Origin of the sequence: Haloarcula limicola (genome assembly GCF_010119205.1) — an archaeon.
Taxonomy (GTDB): Archaea; Halobacteriota; Halobacteria; order Halobacteriales; family Haloarculaceae; genus Haloarcula; species Haloarcula limicola.
Genome location: NZ_WRXM01000002.1, coordinates 641,534 through 658,661, shown reverse-complemented (window position 1 = coordinate 658,661; position 17,128 = coordinate 641,534). Strand labels below are relative to the sequence as shown.

Below are 17,128 nucleotides of genomic sequence, written 5' to 3'. Positions count from 1 at the left end.
GGAGTTTCTCGAAATTCCTATAGAAGTGTTTCGGTCAGCTATTCTCCGGTACCCGAACATACTTTAACTATTAATCGTACTCTCGCTGTATGCAGTACCACCAGCTAGACGGCGACGACACCGGTAGGTTAGTCGTCTCGACAGAGCGCGGTCTGTACGATCTGACCGCGGCGAAGGCACAGCTCCGCTCGTTTCGTGACCTCGCCAGTGCGGCGAGCGTCGCGGGCGTGCTTCCGGACGAGATCGCGGCCCGACACGTCCGCGAGGAGAACGAGATCGCGCGAGAGCGCGTCGAGGCCGACCACACCGTCCCCGTCACCGCGGACGAGGTGTGGGCCGCCGGCGTGACCTACAAGATGAGCGAGGAGGCCCGGGAGCAGGAGAGCGACACGCCCGACATGTACCTGAACGTCTACGACGCCGAACGCCCCGAGGTGTTCTTCAAGGCGACGCCGAGTCGGACGGTCGGACCCGGCGAGCGCGTCGGCATCCGGGCGGACTCCGACTGGGACGTTCCCGAACCGGAACTCGGGATCGTCCTCTACGAGGGCGAGACCGTGGGCTACACCATCGGCAACGACATGAGCAGCCGCTCTATCGAGGGGCAGAACCCGCTCTATCTCCCCCAGGCGAAGGTGTACGACCGCTGCTGTTCGCTCGGCCCGAGCGTCGTGACCGACGTCGAGGACCCCCACTCGCTGACGCTCTCGATGTCGATCCACCGCGACGGCGACTGCGTCTACAGCGACGAGACGAACACGGGCGAGATGGTTCGGACCTGCGAGGAACTGGTGTCGTACTACACCGCCCACAATACGGTCCCCGAACTCGCCGTCTTGCTCACCGGGACGCCGCTGGTCCCCGACGAGGGGTTCACGCTTCGGGAAGACGACCACATCGACATCGAGATCGAGGGAATCGGAACCCTGAGCAACCCCGTGACGACCGTATAATTCGACTATCGTCGTGGCAAGAGTTATTAGCTGTCGAAATATATCGGCGCACATGGTCCATCAGTGTCCACAGTGTCGCACGCGGGTGCTGCGGCGTGCCGTCGACGGTTGGACGTGTCTGCGATGCGGGCACGTCCCGTATCACGGCGCGGACTGACCGCGGGACGGCGGCCGGTGCGCCGGTCGCGAGTGCCGACTATCCCGCTCGACGACCCCGAACGGGAAGGGGTCCCGGAAACGTTTTAATCGTAGACGTTCAGGTCAGCGTGTCGCATGAACTACGCAGATTTGCGTGACCCCAACGCAGAGTACACGATGCGCGACCTCTCGGGGGAGACGATGGGACTCACGGAGTCCCGCGGCGAGAGGCGCGACGTCGAGATCACCGACGTACAGACGGTCATCGTCGACGGCAATTACCCGTGGACGCTCGTCCGCGTCTACACGGACGCGGGCGTCGTCGGCAACGGCGAGGCCTACTGGGGCGGCGCGCTGCCCGAGATAATCGAGCGCCTGAAACCCTTCGTCGTCGGGGAGAACCCGCTCGACATCGACCGTCTCTACGAGCACATGGTCCAAAAGATGTCCGGCGAGGGCTCGATCGCGGGCAAGGACATCGCCGCCATCTCGGGTATCGAACTCGCGCTGCACGACGCCGCCGGGAAGGTCTTGGACGTGCCCGCCTACCAGCTACTGGGCGGGAAGTACCGCGACGAGGTGCGCGTCTACTGTGACTGCCACACCGAGGACGAAGCGGACCCGGAAGCGTGCGCCGACGAGGCCGAACGGGTCGTCGACGAACTGGGCTACGACGCCCTGAAGTTCGACTTGGACGTCCCCTCGGGCCACGAGAAGGACCGCGCGAACCGCCACCTCCGCAAGCCCGAGATTGACCACAAGGTCGAGATCGTCGAACGCGTCACCGAGCGCGTCGGAGACAAGGCCGACGCCGCCTTCGACTGCCACTGGGCGTTCGGCAGCGGCAGCGCGAAGCGGCTCGCCGAGGCCCTCGAACCGTACGACGTCTGGTGGCTCGAAGACCCCGTGCCGCCGGAAAATCACGACGTCCAGCGCGACGTGACGCAGTCGACGGCGACGCCCATCGCGGCCGGCGAGAACGTCTACCGGACGCACGGCCAGCGCCAGCTCATCACCGACGACGCGGTGGACATCATCGCGCCGGACGTGCCGAAGGTCGGCGGGATGCGCGAGTCGGCGAAGATCGCCACGCTCGCGGACATGTTCTACCTGCCGGTGGCGATGCACAACGTCTCCTCGCCCATCGGCACGCTCGGGTCGGCCCACGTCGGCGCGGCGATTCCGAACGCGCTCGCGCTGGAGTACCACTCCTACGAACTCGGCTGGTGGGAGGACCTGGTCGAAGAGGACAATCTCATCGAGGACGGCCGTCTGCAGATACCCGAAGCGCCCGGACTCGGCGTGACGCTCGACCTGGACGCTGTCGAAGCGCATCTCGTGGAGGGACAGGAACTGTTCGACGAGGCATAACCCAGCGCCGCCGCGTCTGTCTCTCGCCGATGGCGGTTGCACCAGTTCGAGCGCTATTGTCGCTCGAACTCCGCTCTCGGCCCTTCTGTAGCCCGCTCACCGCCACGAGCGATAGTTTTATATCCCACCAGCCAAACCCGTATACCTGTATGGTCAAACGTGACAAACCAGACCGGACCATGGATCGGAGAAAGTACCTCGCAGCGCTGAGCGCAGGGGCCGCGGCCGGGATCGCCGGCTGTGGCGGTGACGGCGGTGACGGCGGCGACGGTGGTTCCGACGGCGGCGACGGCGGTTCCGGCGACGGCGGCAGCACCGGCGGCACGAGCGGCGGGCAGTCGGGTGCCACACTCGAAGTCCTCCACGGCTGGGCCGGGGGGGATGGTGAGGCCGCGGTCAACGCGCTCATCGACGCGTTCAAGGAAGAACATCCGGACGTGCCGACGAACTTCCAGGCCGTCGGGGCGAGCGCGAACGTCAACCTGAACGCGACCATCCTGCGGCGGATGGTGAACAACAACCCGATGAGTTCCTTCGCCAACTGGCCGGGGAACAACCTCGAACGGTATCGGGGACACCTGATGAACCTCGAATCGGACGTCTGGGACGCGGCGGGATACAAGGACGTGATGCAGAGTCGCGCGGTCGAACTCTGTACGTTCAACGGGAAGATGCCGGCGGTCCCGCTGGGCTCTCACCGGATGAACAACCTCTTCTACAACATCTCGGTGTTCGAGGAGGCCGGGATCGACGCCGAGAGCCTCGACAGCGTCGACGCGCTGATGAGCGCGCTCGAGACCATCGACTCGGAGACGGACGTCACGCCGATGGGGCAGGCGATGGTCGCCCCGTGGACCGTCCTGCAGCTGTGGGCGCAGGTCCTGATGGGCCAGTCCAGCGTCGACGCCTACATGAACTTCATCGAGGGCAACGGCGACAAGCAGAAGATCGTCAACTCGCTGGAGGTCGTCAAGGAGATCCAGCAGAACTACATCACCAACGACGCGTCCTCGGTGAGTTTCACCGACGTCGGCGGGAAGATGATCAACGGTGAAGTGGCGTGTATGCACCAGGGTAACTGGCTCGCTGGTCAGTTCCGGGTGGACGACTCGTTCAACTACAAGGAACACTGGGACTGGGTCCCGTTCCCCGGCACCGAGGGCGTCTACGGCTACCACATCGACGCCATCGTCGCGCCCGCGAACAACCCGACGCCGGACCAGACCGTCACCTGGGAGACGTTCGTCGGCACGAAGAAGGCCCAGATCGCGTTCAACAACCTGAAGGGCTCCGTCCCGCTCCGGACGGACATCGACCCGAGCGAACTCGGCGACTTCATCGGGATGACCTACGAGGACCTCACCAGCTCCGAGCGATATCCCCCGACCATCGCCCACGGGCTCGCCGTCCCGCCCGAGGTGATGGGCGCGTGCAAGACGGCGATGAGCGACAACATGATGGGGCCCTACGACACCGACGCGGCGGCCGACGCGCTGCTCGACGCGGTCTCACAGTAACGCGCCGAACAACTGCACGATTTATTACGAAGGAGCGAAATCAGTCCATATATGGATACGCACGAAACAGCCGATGCCACGCAGACGTCCTCCGAGGACGTCGAGTGGGAGACGAAGTTACGGTACTTCCTCAATAGCGACTTCGTCCGTTCGTCGCCGTACTGGGGACTGCCGTTCGTCATCATGGGAATCGCCGTCTACGGCGGGATGGGATACAACGTCGCCATCTCCCTCACCGACGCCCGCGGGCTGACGCCGCCGGATTACAGCCTGAGCAACCTAGACCTGGAGATGTACTCCCAGGTATTCGGGAGCGACGCCTTCGTTCAGGCCACCCAGAACAACCTCGTATTGCTGGTCACTTTCACGACCATCTGCCTCTTCCTGGGACTCATCCTCGCCGTGCTCATCGATCAGGGTATCCGGTTCGACGACAAGGTACAGACCATCTACCTCCTGCCGATGAGTCTCTCGTTCGTCGTCACGGCCCAGATGTGGCTCTGGATGTTCAACTACGACAACGGACTGTTGAACCTCATCCTGACGCCGTTGGGAATCGGCCCGGTCGACTGGATCGGGAACCCGGCCATCGCGCTCGGGGCGATAATCTTCGCGCTCATCTGGCAGTTCAGCGGTTATACGATGGTCGTCTATCTGGCCGGCCTGCGCTCGCTCCCCGACGATCAGTTCGAGGCCGCTCGCGTCGACGGCGCGAGCACGTTCAAGACCTACCTGCGCATCATCGTCCCGCAGCTGAAGGAGTCCTCGGTCAGCGCGGCCGTGGTCCTGATGGTGTTCGCCCTGAAGGCGTTCACCTTCCTGTACGCGCTCACCGGCCGATACCGACCGCCGAACGGGACCGACATCCTGGCGACGCTGATGGTCCGCGAAGCGTTCAAGTTCGGCAAGTGGGCGTACGCGGCGACCATCGCCACGTACCTGATGATACTGGCGCTGGGAGTCATCGCACCGTACCTCTACTACCAGTACAGACAGGGGAGCCTCTAACAATGTCACAATCCACTTCGGGATCGAACATCGACGTCGCATCGCTCGTCGAGGACGTCAACCTCGGTCGTATCGCCCAGTACGTGCTGGTCATCATCTTCATCGGCTTCTTCCTCGCGCCGCTGGAGACGGGTATCATGACCGCGTTCAAGACCAACGAAGCCGTCGCGCGGTCGGTCCCGCTCGCGCCCCCGTCCGCCGACGGGTTCACCTGGGGCAACATGCAGTTCGCGCTGAACCAACTCTCGGGCGCGTTCTTCAACTCGCTGTTCATGGCGATCCCGGCGACGATCGGGAGCGTCCTCTTTGGCAGCATGGCCGCCTACGGCCTCACGATGGTCCGCTGGCGCGGCCAGATGGCGATGTTGGTGCTGTTCCTCATCGGTATCTTCCTGCCGTACCAGGCCGTGCTGGTGCCGCTGGCGCGCTTCTGGAACAACATCTTCCCGCTCGCGTCGATGCTCGCGCCGACGTTCGCGGCGCTGCCGTTCCTCGAGGCGTACCACTCGAACCTCGTGCCGCTCATCATCACGCACATCGCGTACGGGATCCCCATCTGTACGATCCTCTTCCGGTCGTACTACCAGAGCCTCCCGAGCTCGCTCGTCGAGGCCGCGAAGATCGACGGCGCGTCCATCTCGAAGATCTACCGCCGCGTCATTCTCCCCATCTCCAAGCCGATGTTCGGCGTCGTCTTCATCTATCAGTTCACGCAGATCTACAACGAGTTCCTCTTCGCGTTCACGCTGGTCACCGGTTCCGACACGCCGGAAGCGCCCGTGACGCTCATCCTGCCGGCGGTCGGCGCTTCGACGTCCGGTATCGACTTCGGGATCCGCATGTCCGCGGCGTTCCTCGCGGCGATTCCGACTCTCATCATCTACGTCGCCTTCGCGGAGCAATTTGCGAAGGGCCTGCGGACGGGAGGTGGATGAGCGTGGGACGAATCTCCATCGAGCACATGACCAAGCGGTTCGGCGAGACGGTCGCGGTCGACGACCTCTCGCTGGAGATCGCCGACAGCGAGTTCCTCGTGCTGGTCGGCCCCTCGGGGTGTGGCAAGTCCACGACGCTTCGCTGTCTCGCCGGACTGGAGACGCCGACGGAGGGCGACATCTACATCGCCGGCGACCACATGAACTACCGCGTCCCGCAGAACCGGGACATCGCGATGGTGTTCCAGGACTACGCGCTGTATCCCCACATGACCGTCCGGCAGAACATCCGCTTCGGGCTCGAAGAGGAGGAGGGATACACGAAGGCGGAGCGCAACGACCGCGTCGAACAGATCGCCGGGACGCTCGGCATCTCCGACCTGCTGGACCGGAAACCCGACGAGCTCTCGGGCGGCCAGCAACAGCGCGTCGCGCTGGGTCGGGCCATCGTCCGGGACCCCGAAGTGTTCCTGATGGACGAGCCCCTGTCGAATCTCGACGCGAAACTGCGCGCGGACATGCGGACCGAACTCCAGCAGCTCCAGAACGAATTCGACGTGACGACGGTGTACGTCACGCACAACCAGACCGAGGCGATGACGATGTCCGACCGCATCGCCGTGATGAACGACGGGGAGCTCCAGCAGGTCGGCCCGCCCCTGGAGCTGTACCACGAGCCCGCCAACCGCTTCGTCGCCGGGTTCATCGGCGAACCGATGATGAACTTCGTCGAGGGACGCAACGAGGACGGCACGTTCGTCGGGACGTACGTCGAGTACCCCTTCGACGGCGACATCCGCCAGTCGGTCCAGGGGACCGACGACGTCGTCCTCGGCGTCAGGCCGGAGGACCTCGAAGTCGAGTCCGCCGAGGGGACCGACCCCGCGGACCTCGGCGGTCACGAGTTCCTGATGAACGTCTCCGTCGTCGAACCCCACGGCGACCAGAACGTCCTGCACCTGAACCACCCGGAAGACACCGACGAGGAAGACCTCTTGCACGCACTCACCAGCGGTACGAACATCTTCGAAGCGGGGGAGACCGTCGTGGTCTCTATCGACCCGAACGACGTCCACGTCTTCGATGCGAGGACCGGCGACGCGTTGCACAATCGTAGCGTCGAACCCGAAGCGGAGGTGACGAACGTCTGATGGCCCGCCTGACACTCGACGACGTGACCAAGGTGTTCGACGACGGCGAGGACGAGATCGTCGCCGTCGAGGACGTCTCGATCGACATCGAGGACGGGGAGTTCCTCGTCCTCGTCGGGCCGTCCGGTTGCGGGAAATCGACGACGCTGCGGATGATCGCCGGACTGGAGACGATCACCGACGGCGAGATCCGCCTCGGGACGGAGACGCTGAACGACGTGAAGACCCAGGACCGGGACATCGCGATGGTGTTCCAGTCCTACGCGCTCTATCCCCACCTCACGGCCCGGGAGAACATGTCCTTCGGGCTGGAGGAGTCGACCGACATGTCCGACAGCGAGATCGACCGCCGCGTCACCGAGGCGGCGTCGATGATGGGCATCGAGGACCTGCTGGACCGGAAACCGGGCCAGCTCTCCGGCGGTCAGCAACAGCGCGTCGCGCTGGGTCGGGCAATCGTCCGGGACCCCGAAGTGTTCCTGATGGACGAGCCACTGTCGAACCTGGACGCGAAACTGCGCGCGGAGATGCGAACCGAACTCCAGCAGCTCCAGCAGCAACTCGGCGTGACGTCCGTCTACGTCACCCACGACCAGACCGAGGCGATGACGATGTCCGACCGCATCGCCGTGATGAACGACGGGAAACTCCAGCAGGTCGGTCGGCCGCTGGAACTGTACCACGAACCGGCCAACCTGTTCGTCGCGGAGTTCATCGGCGAGCCGTCGATGAACTTCATGTCCGGCCGACACGAGCGGTCGTCGTTCGTCTCCGACGATGTCGAGTACCCCTTCGCCGACGACATCGAGCGGGCCGTCGGCGACGCGACGGACATCATCCTCGGCATCCGCCCGGAGGACGTCGAGATCGTCTCCGGCTCCGGCGTCGCCGTCAACGGTACGGGTGACGACGCCGCCCACGAGTTCGAGATGACGGCCACCGTCGTCGAACCGATGGGGAACCAGAACGTCGTCCACCTGGAGTTCCCGGGCGAGACGGAGGGGACCGAGGACCTCGTCGCCATCACCGAGGGGTCACACAAGGTCGAGGAGGGGAGTACCGTGACGGTGCGGCTCCCGCAGGACGCCGTCCACGTCTTCGATACGAGGACCGGCGAGACGCTCCACGACCGGCGGCTCACCTTCGACGAACAGGCGCTTCGGCTGTAATCGCCCTCGGGTCTCGGCTCCTCTCGATCGGCGTAGTTTCTCCCGGTTCCCGGCGCTCAGAAGGCGCTGTCGGCGAATCCGCCGTCGACGGTGAGGACTTCGCCGGTGACGAACGACGACGCGTCGCTAGCGAGGTAGACGGCCGCGCCGACCATCTCCTCGCGGTCCGCGACCCGACCGAGCGGTGTCCTGTCATCGATCTTTTCCCGCTTCTCGGTGCCCTCGGCGTACGTCTCGGCGTTCTGGGGCGTGATGACGAACCCGGGTGCGATGGCGTTGACGCGGATCTCGGGCGCGAGTTCCTTCGCCGACGCGCGCGTGAACGCCTCGACGCCGCCCTTCGCGGCCGAGTACGCCGGGAGGTTCGCCATGGCGAGGCGCGCGGCGAGCGAGGAGATGTTGACGATGGAGCCGCCCCCGTCCATCGCCGGAGCCATCGCCTGCGTGACCCGGCGGACGCCGTCGAGGGCCACGTCCGTGACGAAGTCCCAGTCGTCGTCGCCGATGTCCCGCACCGTCTCCCGGGAGATCGCCCCCTGCGAGGCGACGACGACGTCGACGCCGCCGAAGGCGTCCTCGGCGGTCTCGCGCACTTCGTCGAGCGTCTCGGCGTCTGTCACGTCGCAGGTGACCCGCGCGGTGTCGACGCCGTGCTCCTCGATCTCCGCGGCCGTCTCCTCGACGGCGTCCTCGCTGCGGCTGGTGGCGATGACGTCCGCGCCCTCCGCCGCGAAGCCGAGGGCGATGGCCTGTCCGATGCCGCTGGTCCCGCCGACGACGACGGCCCGCTTGCCCGCGACTGTGACTGGCGTGTGCTCGTAGGAAACCATACGCCACACCTCGGCACGCGCCTATTTGACCCTTGTGGACCTAGCAACGGTTGGTTCAGTTCGAACGGAGAGTGAGAGCTCGACGACGGACGGTTAGAAAGCCCCGCTAGCAGCCACTGATTCGTGTACCGCCGACGGAACCGTGAGGACCCAGAACAGCCAGAAAGCCCCCGCTCGTTCCAGTCGAGGGGCTCGCTGCGGTCCTCGGCCTCCGGCCTGCGGTCCTTACGTCGCCCGTCTTCCCGGAACGAGCGGCCCCTTTCAGTCCCGCCCGTATCGGCTGGCCGACCAGCTACGGGGTGGGACTGAAAGGGGCCGGACGCTCGATTAGCCCGGACGACGTAAGCACGCGAACGAAGTGAGCGCGCACAGCGAGTCCCGGCAATCGAGCGTCCGGGGGCTTTCTGGCTGTTCGAGATACTCCCCTCGTCGAACTCCCCCTCACTGACCACTGCTAGGCCGGGAACCATAGAACTATTACGCCCGAGCGATTTTCCAAACCGTATGCGTGGACTAGCCAAAGTTAACCGTAGTCACGGCGCTATGGAGTTCGTCGACCGCGACCGGCCGGAACCGGCCGCCGACGAGGCGCTCGTCGAGGTCGACTACGCCGGTCTCTGCGGGAGCGACGCGGGTATCTACGAGTTCGAATCGGCCTTCGAGCGGATGAATCTCCCGACGGTCATCGGCCACGAGTACTCCGGGCGCGTCGTCGAGGTCGGCGACGCCGTCACGAAGTTCGACGTGGGCGACCGGGTCGTCGAGCGGCCGATCCGGGGCTGTGGCGACTGCTACCAGTGCGAGATCGGGGAGTCGAACGTCTGTCAGAACGCGGTCATCACGGGCGTCGACCACGACGGGGCCTACGAACAGTTCGTCGCCGTCCCCGAGCGGGCGCTGCATCCGGTCCCCGACAGCGTCGAACAGCAGCACGCCGCGATGGTCGAACCGACGAGCATCGCCGCCCGCGCGGTCATCGAGAACTCGCGGGTCTCGGCGGGCGACCGCGTCCTCGTGGAGGGGCCGGGGCCGATCGGTCTCCTCACGGCGCAGATCGCCGACGCACAGGGCGGCAGAGTGCTCGTCTCCGGCGTCGGCCAGGACGCCGAGTACCGCCTCCCGCTCGCGGAGGAACTCGGCTTCGAGACGGTTAACGTCGCCGAGGACGACATGGCGGCGCGCCGCGAGGCTCTCACCGACGGCGTGGGTTACGACGTGGTGTTCGACACGACCGGTCACCCGTCTGGACTTCCCTCGGCCGTCGACGAGGTCCGCAAGGGCGGCCAGATCGTGCTTATCGGGCAGACGGGCGAGACGACGATGCCGTACTCCCCGCTGGTCCGCTCGGAGATCGACCTCCAGTGTTCCTACGCCTCGATGTACGACGACTTCGACCGCTCGCTCAGGCTCATCGACCGGGGCGACGTCGACGCCGAGACGTTCCTCGACGATCGCTTCTCGCTGCTCGAAGCCGACGAGGCCTTCGAGGCGTTCGTCGCGGGCGAGACGTGCAAACCGGTCTTCGACGTCTCGGAACTCCACGACTGAGACCCCGCTCTCGGTCGGCCTCAGCTACTCCTCCGCTGCCTGATACGTGTCCGAAGGTTTTACTCCCCGTCTCCGGTAGCCAGTAGCGATGAAAGACTGGCTCGACGCCTACGACGAACGCGACTGGCAGACGACCACCGAGGGCACCGTCCGATACGCGCTGCTCGGACTGGGCTGGTGGACGATGGACCTCGCCCTGCCGGCCATCGAGAACTCCAAGCTGGGCGAGGTGACGACGCTCGTCAGCAGTTCGACGGAAAAGGCACAGCGACTGGCCGAAGAGAGCGACGTCGACCGCGGCATCAGCTACGACGAGTTCCACGCTGGCGAGGCGAGCGACGCCTACGACGCGGTGTACATCGGCACGCCGAACGCCTACCACCTCGAATACGTCGAGACCGCGGTCGACCTCGGTAAGGCGGTGCTCTGTGAGAAGCCCATGGAGTCCACCGTCGAACGGGCCGAGCAGATGGTCGACGTCGCCGAGAGCGGGGACGCGCCGCTGATGATCGCCTACCGGATGCACACCGACCCCGCCGTGCGACGGACGAAGGAGCTGATCGCGGACGGCTTCATCGGCGACCCGGTGTCGGTGTACGGCAACAACACCCAACCGCTCCTGGAGATGATTCCGGACCACGACCAGTGGCGACTCGACCCGGACATCTCGGGGTACGGTACCTCGGTGATGGACCTGGGCATCTACTCGCTCAACACCGCGCGGTTCATCTTAGACCGGGACCCCGTGGCCGTCCAGTCACAGATGAGCTCCCATCACGAGGCCTTCGCCGACGTGCCCGACGAGCGCTCGGGGTCGGTCCTCGTCCTCGAAGACGACGTGAAGATGGTCACCACGACGAGTCAGAACGCCCACGAGGACACGCAACTGAAGCTGACGGGGACCGAGGGGCAGATCGACCTGCGCCCGGCGTTCCACGGCGAGTGTACGATGCACCTCGCCCGCGGCGAGCTGTCGGCCACGGTCTCGCACGACGCGTTCGACTCCCAGCGCGAGATGCGCGAGGAGTTCGACTACTTCGCCGACCGGGTGCTCACGGACGGGGAGATCGTCGCCGACGGTCGCCACGGCCTCCAGGACATGCGAATCATCCGCGCCGTCCACGAGGCCGCAGAGAGCGGCGACGTGGTCGAACTGTAGGGTCCGCTGTTCCGTCACTATCTCGCCGCCGCCTCGTCGCCGTTTCGCCGCCGTCTCTTCGTGTCCGGCCGTCCAACCGACTGCCCGAAGGGTATATTCCGCTGAATGTCTCTCTCGACAAAATGAACAACTGTTTTGTGTGCTTGAATCGTGATACGGGATATGCCGAGTACAGCCCAAAACCCCGTCAAGTCCGTCGGCACGACGTTCGAGATACTCAACGCGCTGAAAGAGCTGGGCGGCGCCCGCGTGACCGACCTCGCGCGCCACCTCGACCTCCCGAAGAGCACCGTCCACAACTACCTCAGCACGCTTGAACAGGAGGAGTACATCGTCAAGGACGACAACGTCTATCGGGTCGGACTCCGCTTCTTAGAGCTCGGCGCGTACTCGCGCCACGAGCGGAAGCTGTTCCAGATCGCGAAACCCGAGGTGGACCGCCTCGCCGACGAGACCGGGGAGCTGGCGAACATCCTCGTCGAGGAACACGGCCGCGGGTCGTACCTCTATCGAGCCTACGGCGAGCAGGCGGTCCGGGTGAAAGCCCACGTCGGCACGCGCGTCTCCCTGCACACGACGGCGCTCGGGAAGGCGATCCTCGCGTATCTCCCCGAGGAGCGCGTCGACGAGATCGTCGACCGACACGGGCTGGGCGGGAGCACCGAGCAGTCCATCGAGAGCCGCGCGGAACTCGAAGAGACCCTCGACGCCATCCGCGAACGGGGCGTCGCCTTCGACGACGAGGAGCGGCTCAACGGCCTCCGCTGTGTCGCCGCGCCGGTGCTCGACAACAGCGACCGCATCATCGGCGCGATCAGCGTCGCCGGGCCGACCAACCGCTTCCGCGGCGACCGATTCCGCGAGGAGCTCCCGCAGAAGGTGCTCGAAGTCGCGAACGTCATCGAGCTCAACTTCACGTACTCGTAATCACGTACTCGTAACTCCGCGGCCGGCCTTGTGTTCACTATATCTGAACGACCTTTTCCAGATATCGACGATCTATCCGGGTCTGACGATAACGGATTCACCGTCCCGAGAGGGTCTCACGCGGGATACCGCTCAGACGGGACCGGTGCCAGCGACGGTGATAGAATAACAGACGTACGGGGATTAGCTACGTGTTCATCATTGCTGAACGGGAATTCGTCGACGAGTCGGTTTCCGTCGACCGTTTCGTGACGGCGTCGTCCGCGAAAATCGCGTCGAGACGCGACAATCCATAGTTTTATTCTGTTACCACTCGCTCACATCCGTATGCGATTCGGAGTTCTCAGCACCGCGGACATCGGTGTCGAGTCAGTCATCCCGGGAATCGTCGCGAGCGAACACGAGGTCGGCGCGATCGCCTCGCGGGACGCGAGCCGGGCCGAAAGCGTCGCCGACCGGCACGACATTCCCGAGACCTACGGCAGTTACGAGGCGTTGCTCGACGACGAGACGCTCGACGCCGTCTACATCCCGCTCCCGAACGGTCTCCACGCCGAGTGGATTCGAAAGGCCGCCGATGCGGGATTACACGTCCTCTGTGAGAAGACGCTCACCGCGAGCGCCGGGGAGACGGCGGCGGTGTTCGACTACTGCGCCGAGCGAGACGTCACGCTGATGGAGGGGTTCATGTACCGCTTCCATCCGCTGACAGAGCGCGCTGCCGAACTCGTCGAGTCGGAACTGGGAGAGGTCCGAAACGTCACGTCGACGTTCACCTTCCGGCTGCCCGACGGCGCAGAGGACATCCGGATCGACCCGGACCTCGCCGGCGGGAGCGTCATGGACGTGGGCTGTTACGCCGTCAGCGCGGCGCGGCTGTTCCTCGGCACACCCGAGCGGGCCTACGGCGTGACGAACGACGAGCGCGACTGCGGCGTCGAGACGGAGATGACGGGCGTCCTCGAATACGAGGACGGCGCGACGGCGCGGCTCCAGTCCGGGTTCGAGACGCCGCTGACGCAGTACTACCGCGTCGAGACCACCGACGGGTGGCTCCGCGCGGAACCGACCTTCGACATCGGCGTCGAAAACTCGACGCAACTGACCTACTCCGTGGACGGCGAAGAGACGACGGAGTCCTTCGACGCGACGGACCACTACCGCCTCGAAGTCGAACACTTCGCCGACAGCGTCGAGTCCGGCGAGGAACCCCGAGTCGACCGCGACGAGAGCGTCGACATCATGCGTATCATCGACGCCCTGTACGAGAGCAGTGACGACGGGCAGCCGATCACGCTGAACTGAAGGTTGGCCGGCAGTTTTTGGCGACAAAAGGATAAATACACTATCATACACTGATGTCCGGGCTCTGAGCTGACAATATAGAAATAAGGAGACGAAATATAGTTCCACAGACGAAAGAAAAACAACCAAACTTGCCACTTCTGCGACGAAAAACCGAAATTCACATATACATTCGGTCTTCCGGGTAATCGTGGCTGCCGAGAGAGTCCGATTCCTCCGCCATCGAGGCCATCCTATTGGCTAACTGTTCGTAGTACTGCTTGAACTGTTCGCCCAGCTCGCGGAGTTCGGTCTCGTCGACTTCGAACCCGTACACCGTCGTCAGCGCGTCGAGTAGTTTGAGCGCGGCGTCGATATCCGGTCCCGGCGGATGCGTCGGGGTGACGAACACGCCGATCTCCGAGCCCGCTTCGTCGAGGCTGTGTGTTACCAGTTCCCCCACGACGCCGTCGAGGAAGCCGCCTTTCAGCGGCGGAATCGAACGATTCGCGAGCCGATCGTCGTGAAAGCCCGGCGTCGAGACGTGAAACACCTCGTGTTCTTCGGGACCGTGGGGGAACGGCACGCCGTGCAGGACGACGACTTCCTCGATGACCTGCTCGTCTATCCACTCGATGAGGGCGTCGGTGTAGGGTCGAGCGCTCGTCACCGGGATGAACAGTTCCTCGACGAGGACCGTCAGATCGGTCGAATCGAGCGTGTAGAACCGACTGTGGTGGCGGGGTTTCCCCTCTTCGAACGGAGCGATTCCGGGCAACTCCGTCGGCGAGAGGTGGCCGATCTGCGTCGCGTCGAGGTGCCGAACGAGGTAGTCGACCGCGGTTACCCCGGCCATTCCGAGGTGCGCCTGTCCGACGACGAGCGTCGTGTCGGACCCCGTCCCACCGGGCGTATCGATGTCGAAGGAGCGTTTCGCTGGCATACACCACCTCGTCTCCCGACGGACTCGTAGTTATAGCCGGTAATTCCACCGTAGCCTGTCGGTACTCGTCACTCGGTTTCGGTCGCCGACCGATCCCAGCGAGAAAGACCGCGTTACCGCCGGCGCGGGACGCCCGGGAGACCGCGCTAGATGACGAGGACGTGCCGGTCGGTAGCGTCCAGTACGCCTTCGAGCACGGCCCCTCTGGATTTCTGGTGGGAATGCCCCTGATAGCCCATGACGAGGAGATCGGCGTCGATCTCGTCGGCGTACTCGACGATGGTCACCTCCGGGTCGCCGTGACGGATCTCCCGTTCGACGTCGATTCCCCGTTCGGTCCCCCGGCCGACCAACTCCGAGAGGACGTCGTGGCCCTGTTCTTCGAGGTCGTTCAGGAACAGCTCGACGCTGCTGAGCGCGGGTTCGCCGTAGAGTCGCGTGTCGACGACGAACAGCGTGTGGACGTCGGCGTCGTCAGTCTCGGCGAGTCGGAAGGCGACTTCGACGGCCTCCTCGGCGTGCGTACTGCCGTCCGTCGGGACGAGAATGGTATCGTAGTGACCCATCGACAGACGGTTCGCCGCCGGAGTGCAAATACGCTCGCATTGGATACCTGTCACTTTACCGTTCTCGTTCGGTGACTCACTCCTCGCCGTAGTCCCCGCCGTACTTGGTGAAGACGTACGCGAGGACGAAGACGGCGAAGATGGTGGCGGCCGCCCCCACCCCGACGGTGACCGCGCCTTCCGGCACGCTCGGGAGCCCTTCCTGGACGCCGCCGTCCCCGCCTCCCTGCGGTTCCGTCGTCACCGTCAGCGAGGCGACCATTCCCGCACCTTCGTGGGGAATACAGAAGTAGCCGTACTCGCCCTCGACGTCGAAAGTGTGCTCGTAGGTCTCGCCGCCCGCGACGTCACCCTCGCTGGGGTACGCCTGCCGAGCGGCCTGTTCGCTCTCCAGCCCGCCCGAGGTGAAGTACTCGGCCTCCGCCGGGATCTCGTCCTCGTAGGCCGTCACCGAGTGACCGATCCCCCCGACGTTCTCCCAGACGACGGTCGTCCCGGGCGCGATCGTCAGTTCGCTCGGGTCGAACACGAGGTCGTCGGTCATCTCGACGGTGACCGTCTCGCCGCCCTCCCCGTCGCCTTCCTGTGCGGCGGCTCGGCCCGCCGTCGCCGCGGCGGCCGCGCCGCCCGCCGCGAGCCGAAAGAACTCTCTCCGCGACACCTCGGGCTGTGGACTCTGGTCGCCCATGGCTCGATTTCGGCTCCGACCCACAAAGCAGTTCGCGTTGGACGGGTCACTTCGCGGTGTAGCCGCCGTCGACGACGAGGTTGTGGCCGGTGACGTACGCCGCGTCGTCGCTCGCGAGGAACAGCGCGGCACCGGCGATGTCCTCGGGTTGCCCGTCCCGGTGCAGCGGGATCTGTTCCGCCATCGTCCCGGCGGCCGACGTGTCCTGCGTGGTCATCGCCGTCTCGACGACGCCGGGGTTGATCGCGTTGACCCGGATGTCGTCCGGGCCGAGTTCGAGCGCCAGTTCCCTGCTGAGGTTCGCGACCGCGCCCTTCGAGGCGCAGTAGGACGCGGCGTCGTCGTAGCCGACCAGTCCCGCGATGGAGGAGATGTTGACGATGGCACCGCCCTCGCCCCGCTCGCGCATCTCGCCCGCCGCGAACTTGCTCCCGAAGTAGGCGCTCTTGAGGTTGACGTCCATCACGCGGTCGTACTCCGCCTCCTCGACCGCCTCTATCGGACAGCTGCCGGGAAATATCCCGGCGTTGTTCACCAGCACGTCGAGGCCGCCGAACGCCGACACCGTCTCCTCGACGGCGTCGCGCATCGCCTCGACGTCGGAGACGTCGGTCTCGACGAACTCGGCGTCCGCGACGACCTCGTGCGTCGGCCGTCCGCCCTCCCGCGGCTCCTCGCGTATGTCCGCGACGACGACGTTCGCGCCCTCCTCGGCGAATCGAATCGCTATCGCCCGCCCGATACCCGATGCCGCACCTGTGATCAGCGCCGTTCGGTCCGCGAGTCTGTCGACCATTGTAAATCCCGCTCGAAACTGCTCGGGCTAGCTATATAATACCGTGTGACTACCTATCGAGTCGCGAGCCGGGACGTTCCGAACGACCCGCGGATCGACGGCGACGGTCGCGGCTCGGAACCGACCTGCAGCGTTTTAGTATCCC

General features: G+C 65.0%; 17 protein-coding genes. 12 read left to right on the top strand and 5 right to left on the bottom strand.

All coding sequences use genetic code 11. The annotated features are described in order from the left end of the window. Positions 1-89: 89 nt before the first annotated feature. From GO488_RS12805 to GO488_RS12770, 8 genes are all read left to right on the top strand, one after another. The gene (locus GO488_RS12805; protein WP_162318218.1) at positions 90-953 is read left to right on the top strand and encodes a fumarylacetoacetate hydrolase family protein; all 864 of its coding nucleotides are present in this window, start codon (positions 90-92) and stop codon (positions 951-953) included. Between the two features lie 13 nt (positions 954-966). Continuing rightward, positions 967-1,110: a hypothetical protein gene (locus GO488_RS20230; RefSeq protein ID WP_367398181.1), complete on the top strand. Its 144-nt coding sequence runs from the start codon at positions 967-969 to the stop codon at positions 1,108-1,110. Between the two features lie 116 nt (positions 1,111-1,226). Next, complete coding sequence (locus GO488_RS12795; RefSeq protein ID WP_162318216.1) at positions 1,227-2,462, top strand: mandelate racemase/muconate lactonizing enzyme family protein; 1,236 nt, start codon at positions 1,227-1,229, stop codon at positions 2,460-2,462. A gap of 179 nt (positions 2,463-2,641) precedes the next feature. Beyond that, positions 2,642-3,979, top strand: a complete 1,338-nt coding sequence (locus tag GO488_RS12790; RefSeq protein WP_162318215.1) for an ABC transporter substrate-binding protein — start codon at positions 2,642-2,644, stop codon at positions 3,977-3,979. A gap of 51 nt (positions 3,980-4,030) precedes the next feature. Then, positions 4,031-4,987: a carbohydrate ABC transporter permease gene (locus GO488_RS12785; protein ID WP_162318214.1), complete on the top strand. Its 957-nt coding sequence runs from the start codon at positions 4,031-4,033 to the stop codon at positions 4,985-4,987. 2 nt (positions 4,988-4,989) lie between these two features. Beyond that, positions 4,990-5,922: a carbohydrate ABC transporter permease gene (locus GO488_RS12780; protein ID WP_162318213.1), complete on the top strand. Its 933-nt coding sequence runs from the start codon at positions 4,990-4,992 to the stop codon at positions 5,920-5,922. 2 nt (positions 5,923-5,924) lie between these two features. Continuing rightward, positions 5,925-7,073 carry an ABC transporter ATP-binding protein gene (locus tag GO488_RS12775; protein ID WP_162318645.1) on the top strand — a complete coding sequence of 383 codons (1,149 nt, stop codon included), beginning with the start codon at positions 5,925-5,927 and terminating at the stop codon, positions 7,071-7,073. Beyond that, positions 7,073-8,242 carry an ABC transporter ATP-binding protein gene (locus GO488_RS12770; RefSeq protein ID WP_162318212.1) on the top strand — a complete coding sequence of 390 codons (1,170 nt, stop codon included), beginning with the start codon at positions 7,073-7,075 and terminating at the stop codon, positions 8,240-8,242. Before GO488_RS12775 ends, GO488_RS12770 begins: the two co-directional genes overlap by 1 nt. Before the next feature lie 56 nt (positions 8,243-8,298). Here the strand turns inward: GO488_RS12770 and GO488_RS12765 are convergent, their stop codons facing one another. Beyond that, positions 8,299-9,072 (bottom strand): SDR family NAD(P)-dependent oxidoreductase, encoded by a 774-nt coding sequence (locus GO488_RS12765; RefSeq protein WP_162318211.1) that lies wholly within the window; start codon positions 9,070-9,072, stop codon positions 8,299-8,301. A 504-nt stretch (positions 9,073-9,576) separates the two neighbouring features. Between GO488_RS12765 and GO488_RS12760 the strand changes: the two genes are divergently transcribed. The 4 genes from GO488_RS12760 (at position 9,577) to GO488_RS12745 (ending at position 14,011) form a co-directional block, all read left to right on the top strand. Beyond that, a complete protein-coding gene (locus GO488_RS12760; protein WP_162318210.1) occupies positions 9,577-10,620 on the top strand; it encodes a zinc-dependent alcohol dehydrogenase in 1,044 nt (347 codons plus the stop codon). Between the two features lie 88 nt (positions 10,621-10,708). Continuing rightward, positions 10,709-11,779 carry a D-xylose 1-dehydrogenase Gfo6 gene (gene gfo6 / locus GO488_RS12755; protein ID WP_162318209.1) on the top strand — a complete coding sequence of 357 codons (1,071 nt, stop codon included), beginning with the start codon at positions 10,709-10,711 and terminating at the stop codon, positions 11,777-11,779. Between the two features lie 162 nt (positions 11,780-11,941). Continuing rightward, on the top strand, positions 11,942-12,706 hold the full coding sequence (locus GO488_RS12750; RefSeq protein WP_162318208.1) for an IclR family transcriptional regulator: 765 nt from the start codon (positions 11,942-11,944) through the stop codon (positions 12,704-12,706). A 327-nt stretch (positions 12,707-13,033) separates the two neighbouring features. Further along, positions 13,034-14,011: a Gfo/Idh/MocA family protein gene (locus GO488_RS12745; RefSeq protein ID WP_162318207.1), complete on the top strand. Its 978-nt coding sequence runs from the start codon at positions 13,034-13,036 to the stop codon at positions 14,009-14,011. Positions 14,012-14,171: 160 nt separating this feature from the next. Here GO488_RS12745 and GO488_RS12740 read toward each other — a convergent pair whose 3' ends face one another. The 4 genes from GO488_RS12740 to GO488_RS12725 all read right to left on the bottom strand — a co-directional run bounded on the left by GO488_RS12740 (position 14,172) and on the right by GO488_RS12725 (position 16,983). Next, entirely contained in the window at positions 14,172-14,933 is a 762-nt protein-coding gene (locus GO488_RS12740; RefSeq protein ID WP_162318206.1) for a proteasome assembly chaperone family protein, read from the bottom strand. Between the two features lie 146 nt (positions 14,934-15,079). Continuing rightward, positions 15,080-15,499 carry a universal stress protein gene (locus GO488_RS12735; RefSeq protein WP_162318205.1) on the bottom strand — a complete coding sequence of 140 codons (420 nt, stop codon included), beginning with the start codon at positions 15,497-15,499 and terminating at the stop codon, positions 15,080-15,082. 76 nt (positions 15,500-15,575) lie between these two features. After that, positions 15,576-16,187 (bottom strand): plastocyanin/azurin family copper-binding protein, encoded by a 612-nt coding sequence (locus GO488_RS12730; RefSeq protein WP_162318204.1) that lies wholly within the window; start codon positions 16,185-16,187, stop codon positions 15,576-15,578. Between the two features lie 46 nt (positions 16,188-16,233). Further along, positions 16,234-16,983 (bottom strand): SDR family oxidoreductase, encoded by a 750-nt coding sequence (locus GO488_RS12725; protein ID WP_162318203.1) that lies wholly within the window; start codon positions 16,981-16,983, stop codon positions 16,234-16,236. Positions 16,984-17,128: the final 145 nt, after the last annotated feature.

Coding starts and splice junctions, on each gene's coding strand:
- GO488_RS12745 (WP_162318207.1), top strand. CDS start 13,034: ATGCGATTCGGAGTTCTCAGCACCGCGGACATCGGTGTCGAGTCAGTC.
- GO488_RS12770 (WP_162318212.1), top strand. CDS start 7,073: ATGGCCCGCCTGACACTCGACGACGTGACCAAGGTGTTCGACGACGGC.
- GO488_RS12740 (WP_162318206.1), bottom strand. CDS start 14,933: ATGCCAGCGAAACGCTCCTTCGACATCGATACGCCCGGTGGGACGGGG.
- GO488_RS12750 (WP_162318208.1), top strand. CDS start 11,942: ATGCCGAGTACAGCCCAAAACCCCGTCAAGTCCGTCGGCACGACGTTC.
- GO488_RS12795 (WP_162318216.1), top strand. CDS start 1,227: ATGAACTACGCAGATTTGCGTGACCCCAACGCAGAGTACACGATGCGC.
- GO488_RS12730 (WP_162318204.1), bottom strand. CDS start 16,187: ATGGGCGACCAGAGTCCACAGCCCGAGGTGTCGCGGAGAGAGTTCTTT.
- GO488_RS12785 (WP_162318214.1), top strand. CDS start 4,031: ATGGATACGCACGAAACAGCCGATGCCACGCAGACGTCCTCCGAGGAC.
- GO488_RS12735 (WP_162318205.1), bottom strand. CDS start 15,499: ATGGGTCACTACGATACCATTCTCGTCCCGACGGACGGCAGTACGCAC.
- GO488_RS12790 (WP_162318215.1), top strand. CDS start 2,642: ATGGATCGGAGAAAGTACCTCGCAGCGCTGAGCGCAGGGGCCGCGGCC.
- GO488_RS12780 (WP_162318213.1), top strand. CDS start 4,990: ATGTCACAATCCACTTCGGGATCGAACATCGACGTCGCATCGCTCGTC.
- gfo6 (WP_162318209.1), top strand. CDS start 10,709: ATGAAAGACTGGCTCGACGCCTACGACGAACGCGACTGGCAGACGACC.
- GO488_RS12760 (WP_162318210.1), top strand. CDS start 9,577: ATGCGTGGACTAGCCAAAGTTAACCGTAGTCACGGCGCTATGGAGTTC.
- GO488_RS12765 (WP_162318211.1), bottom strand. CDS start 9,072: ATGGTTTCCTACGAGCACACGCCAGTCACAGTCGCGGGCAAGCGGGCC.
- GO488_RS12725 (WP_162318203.1), bottom strand. CDS start 16,983: ATGGTCGACAGACTCGCGGACCGAACGGCGCTGATCACAGGTGCGGCA.
- GO488_RS12805 (WP_162318218.1), top strand. CDS start 90: ATGCAGTACCACCAGCTAGACGGCGACGACACCGGTAGGTTAGTCGTC.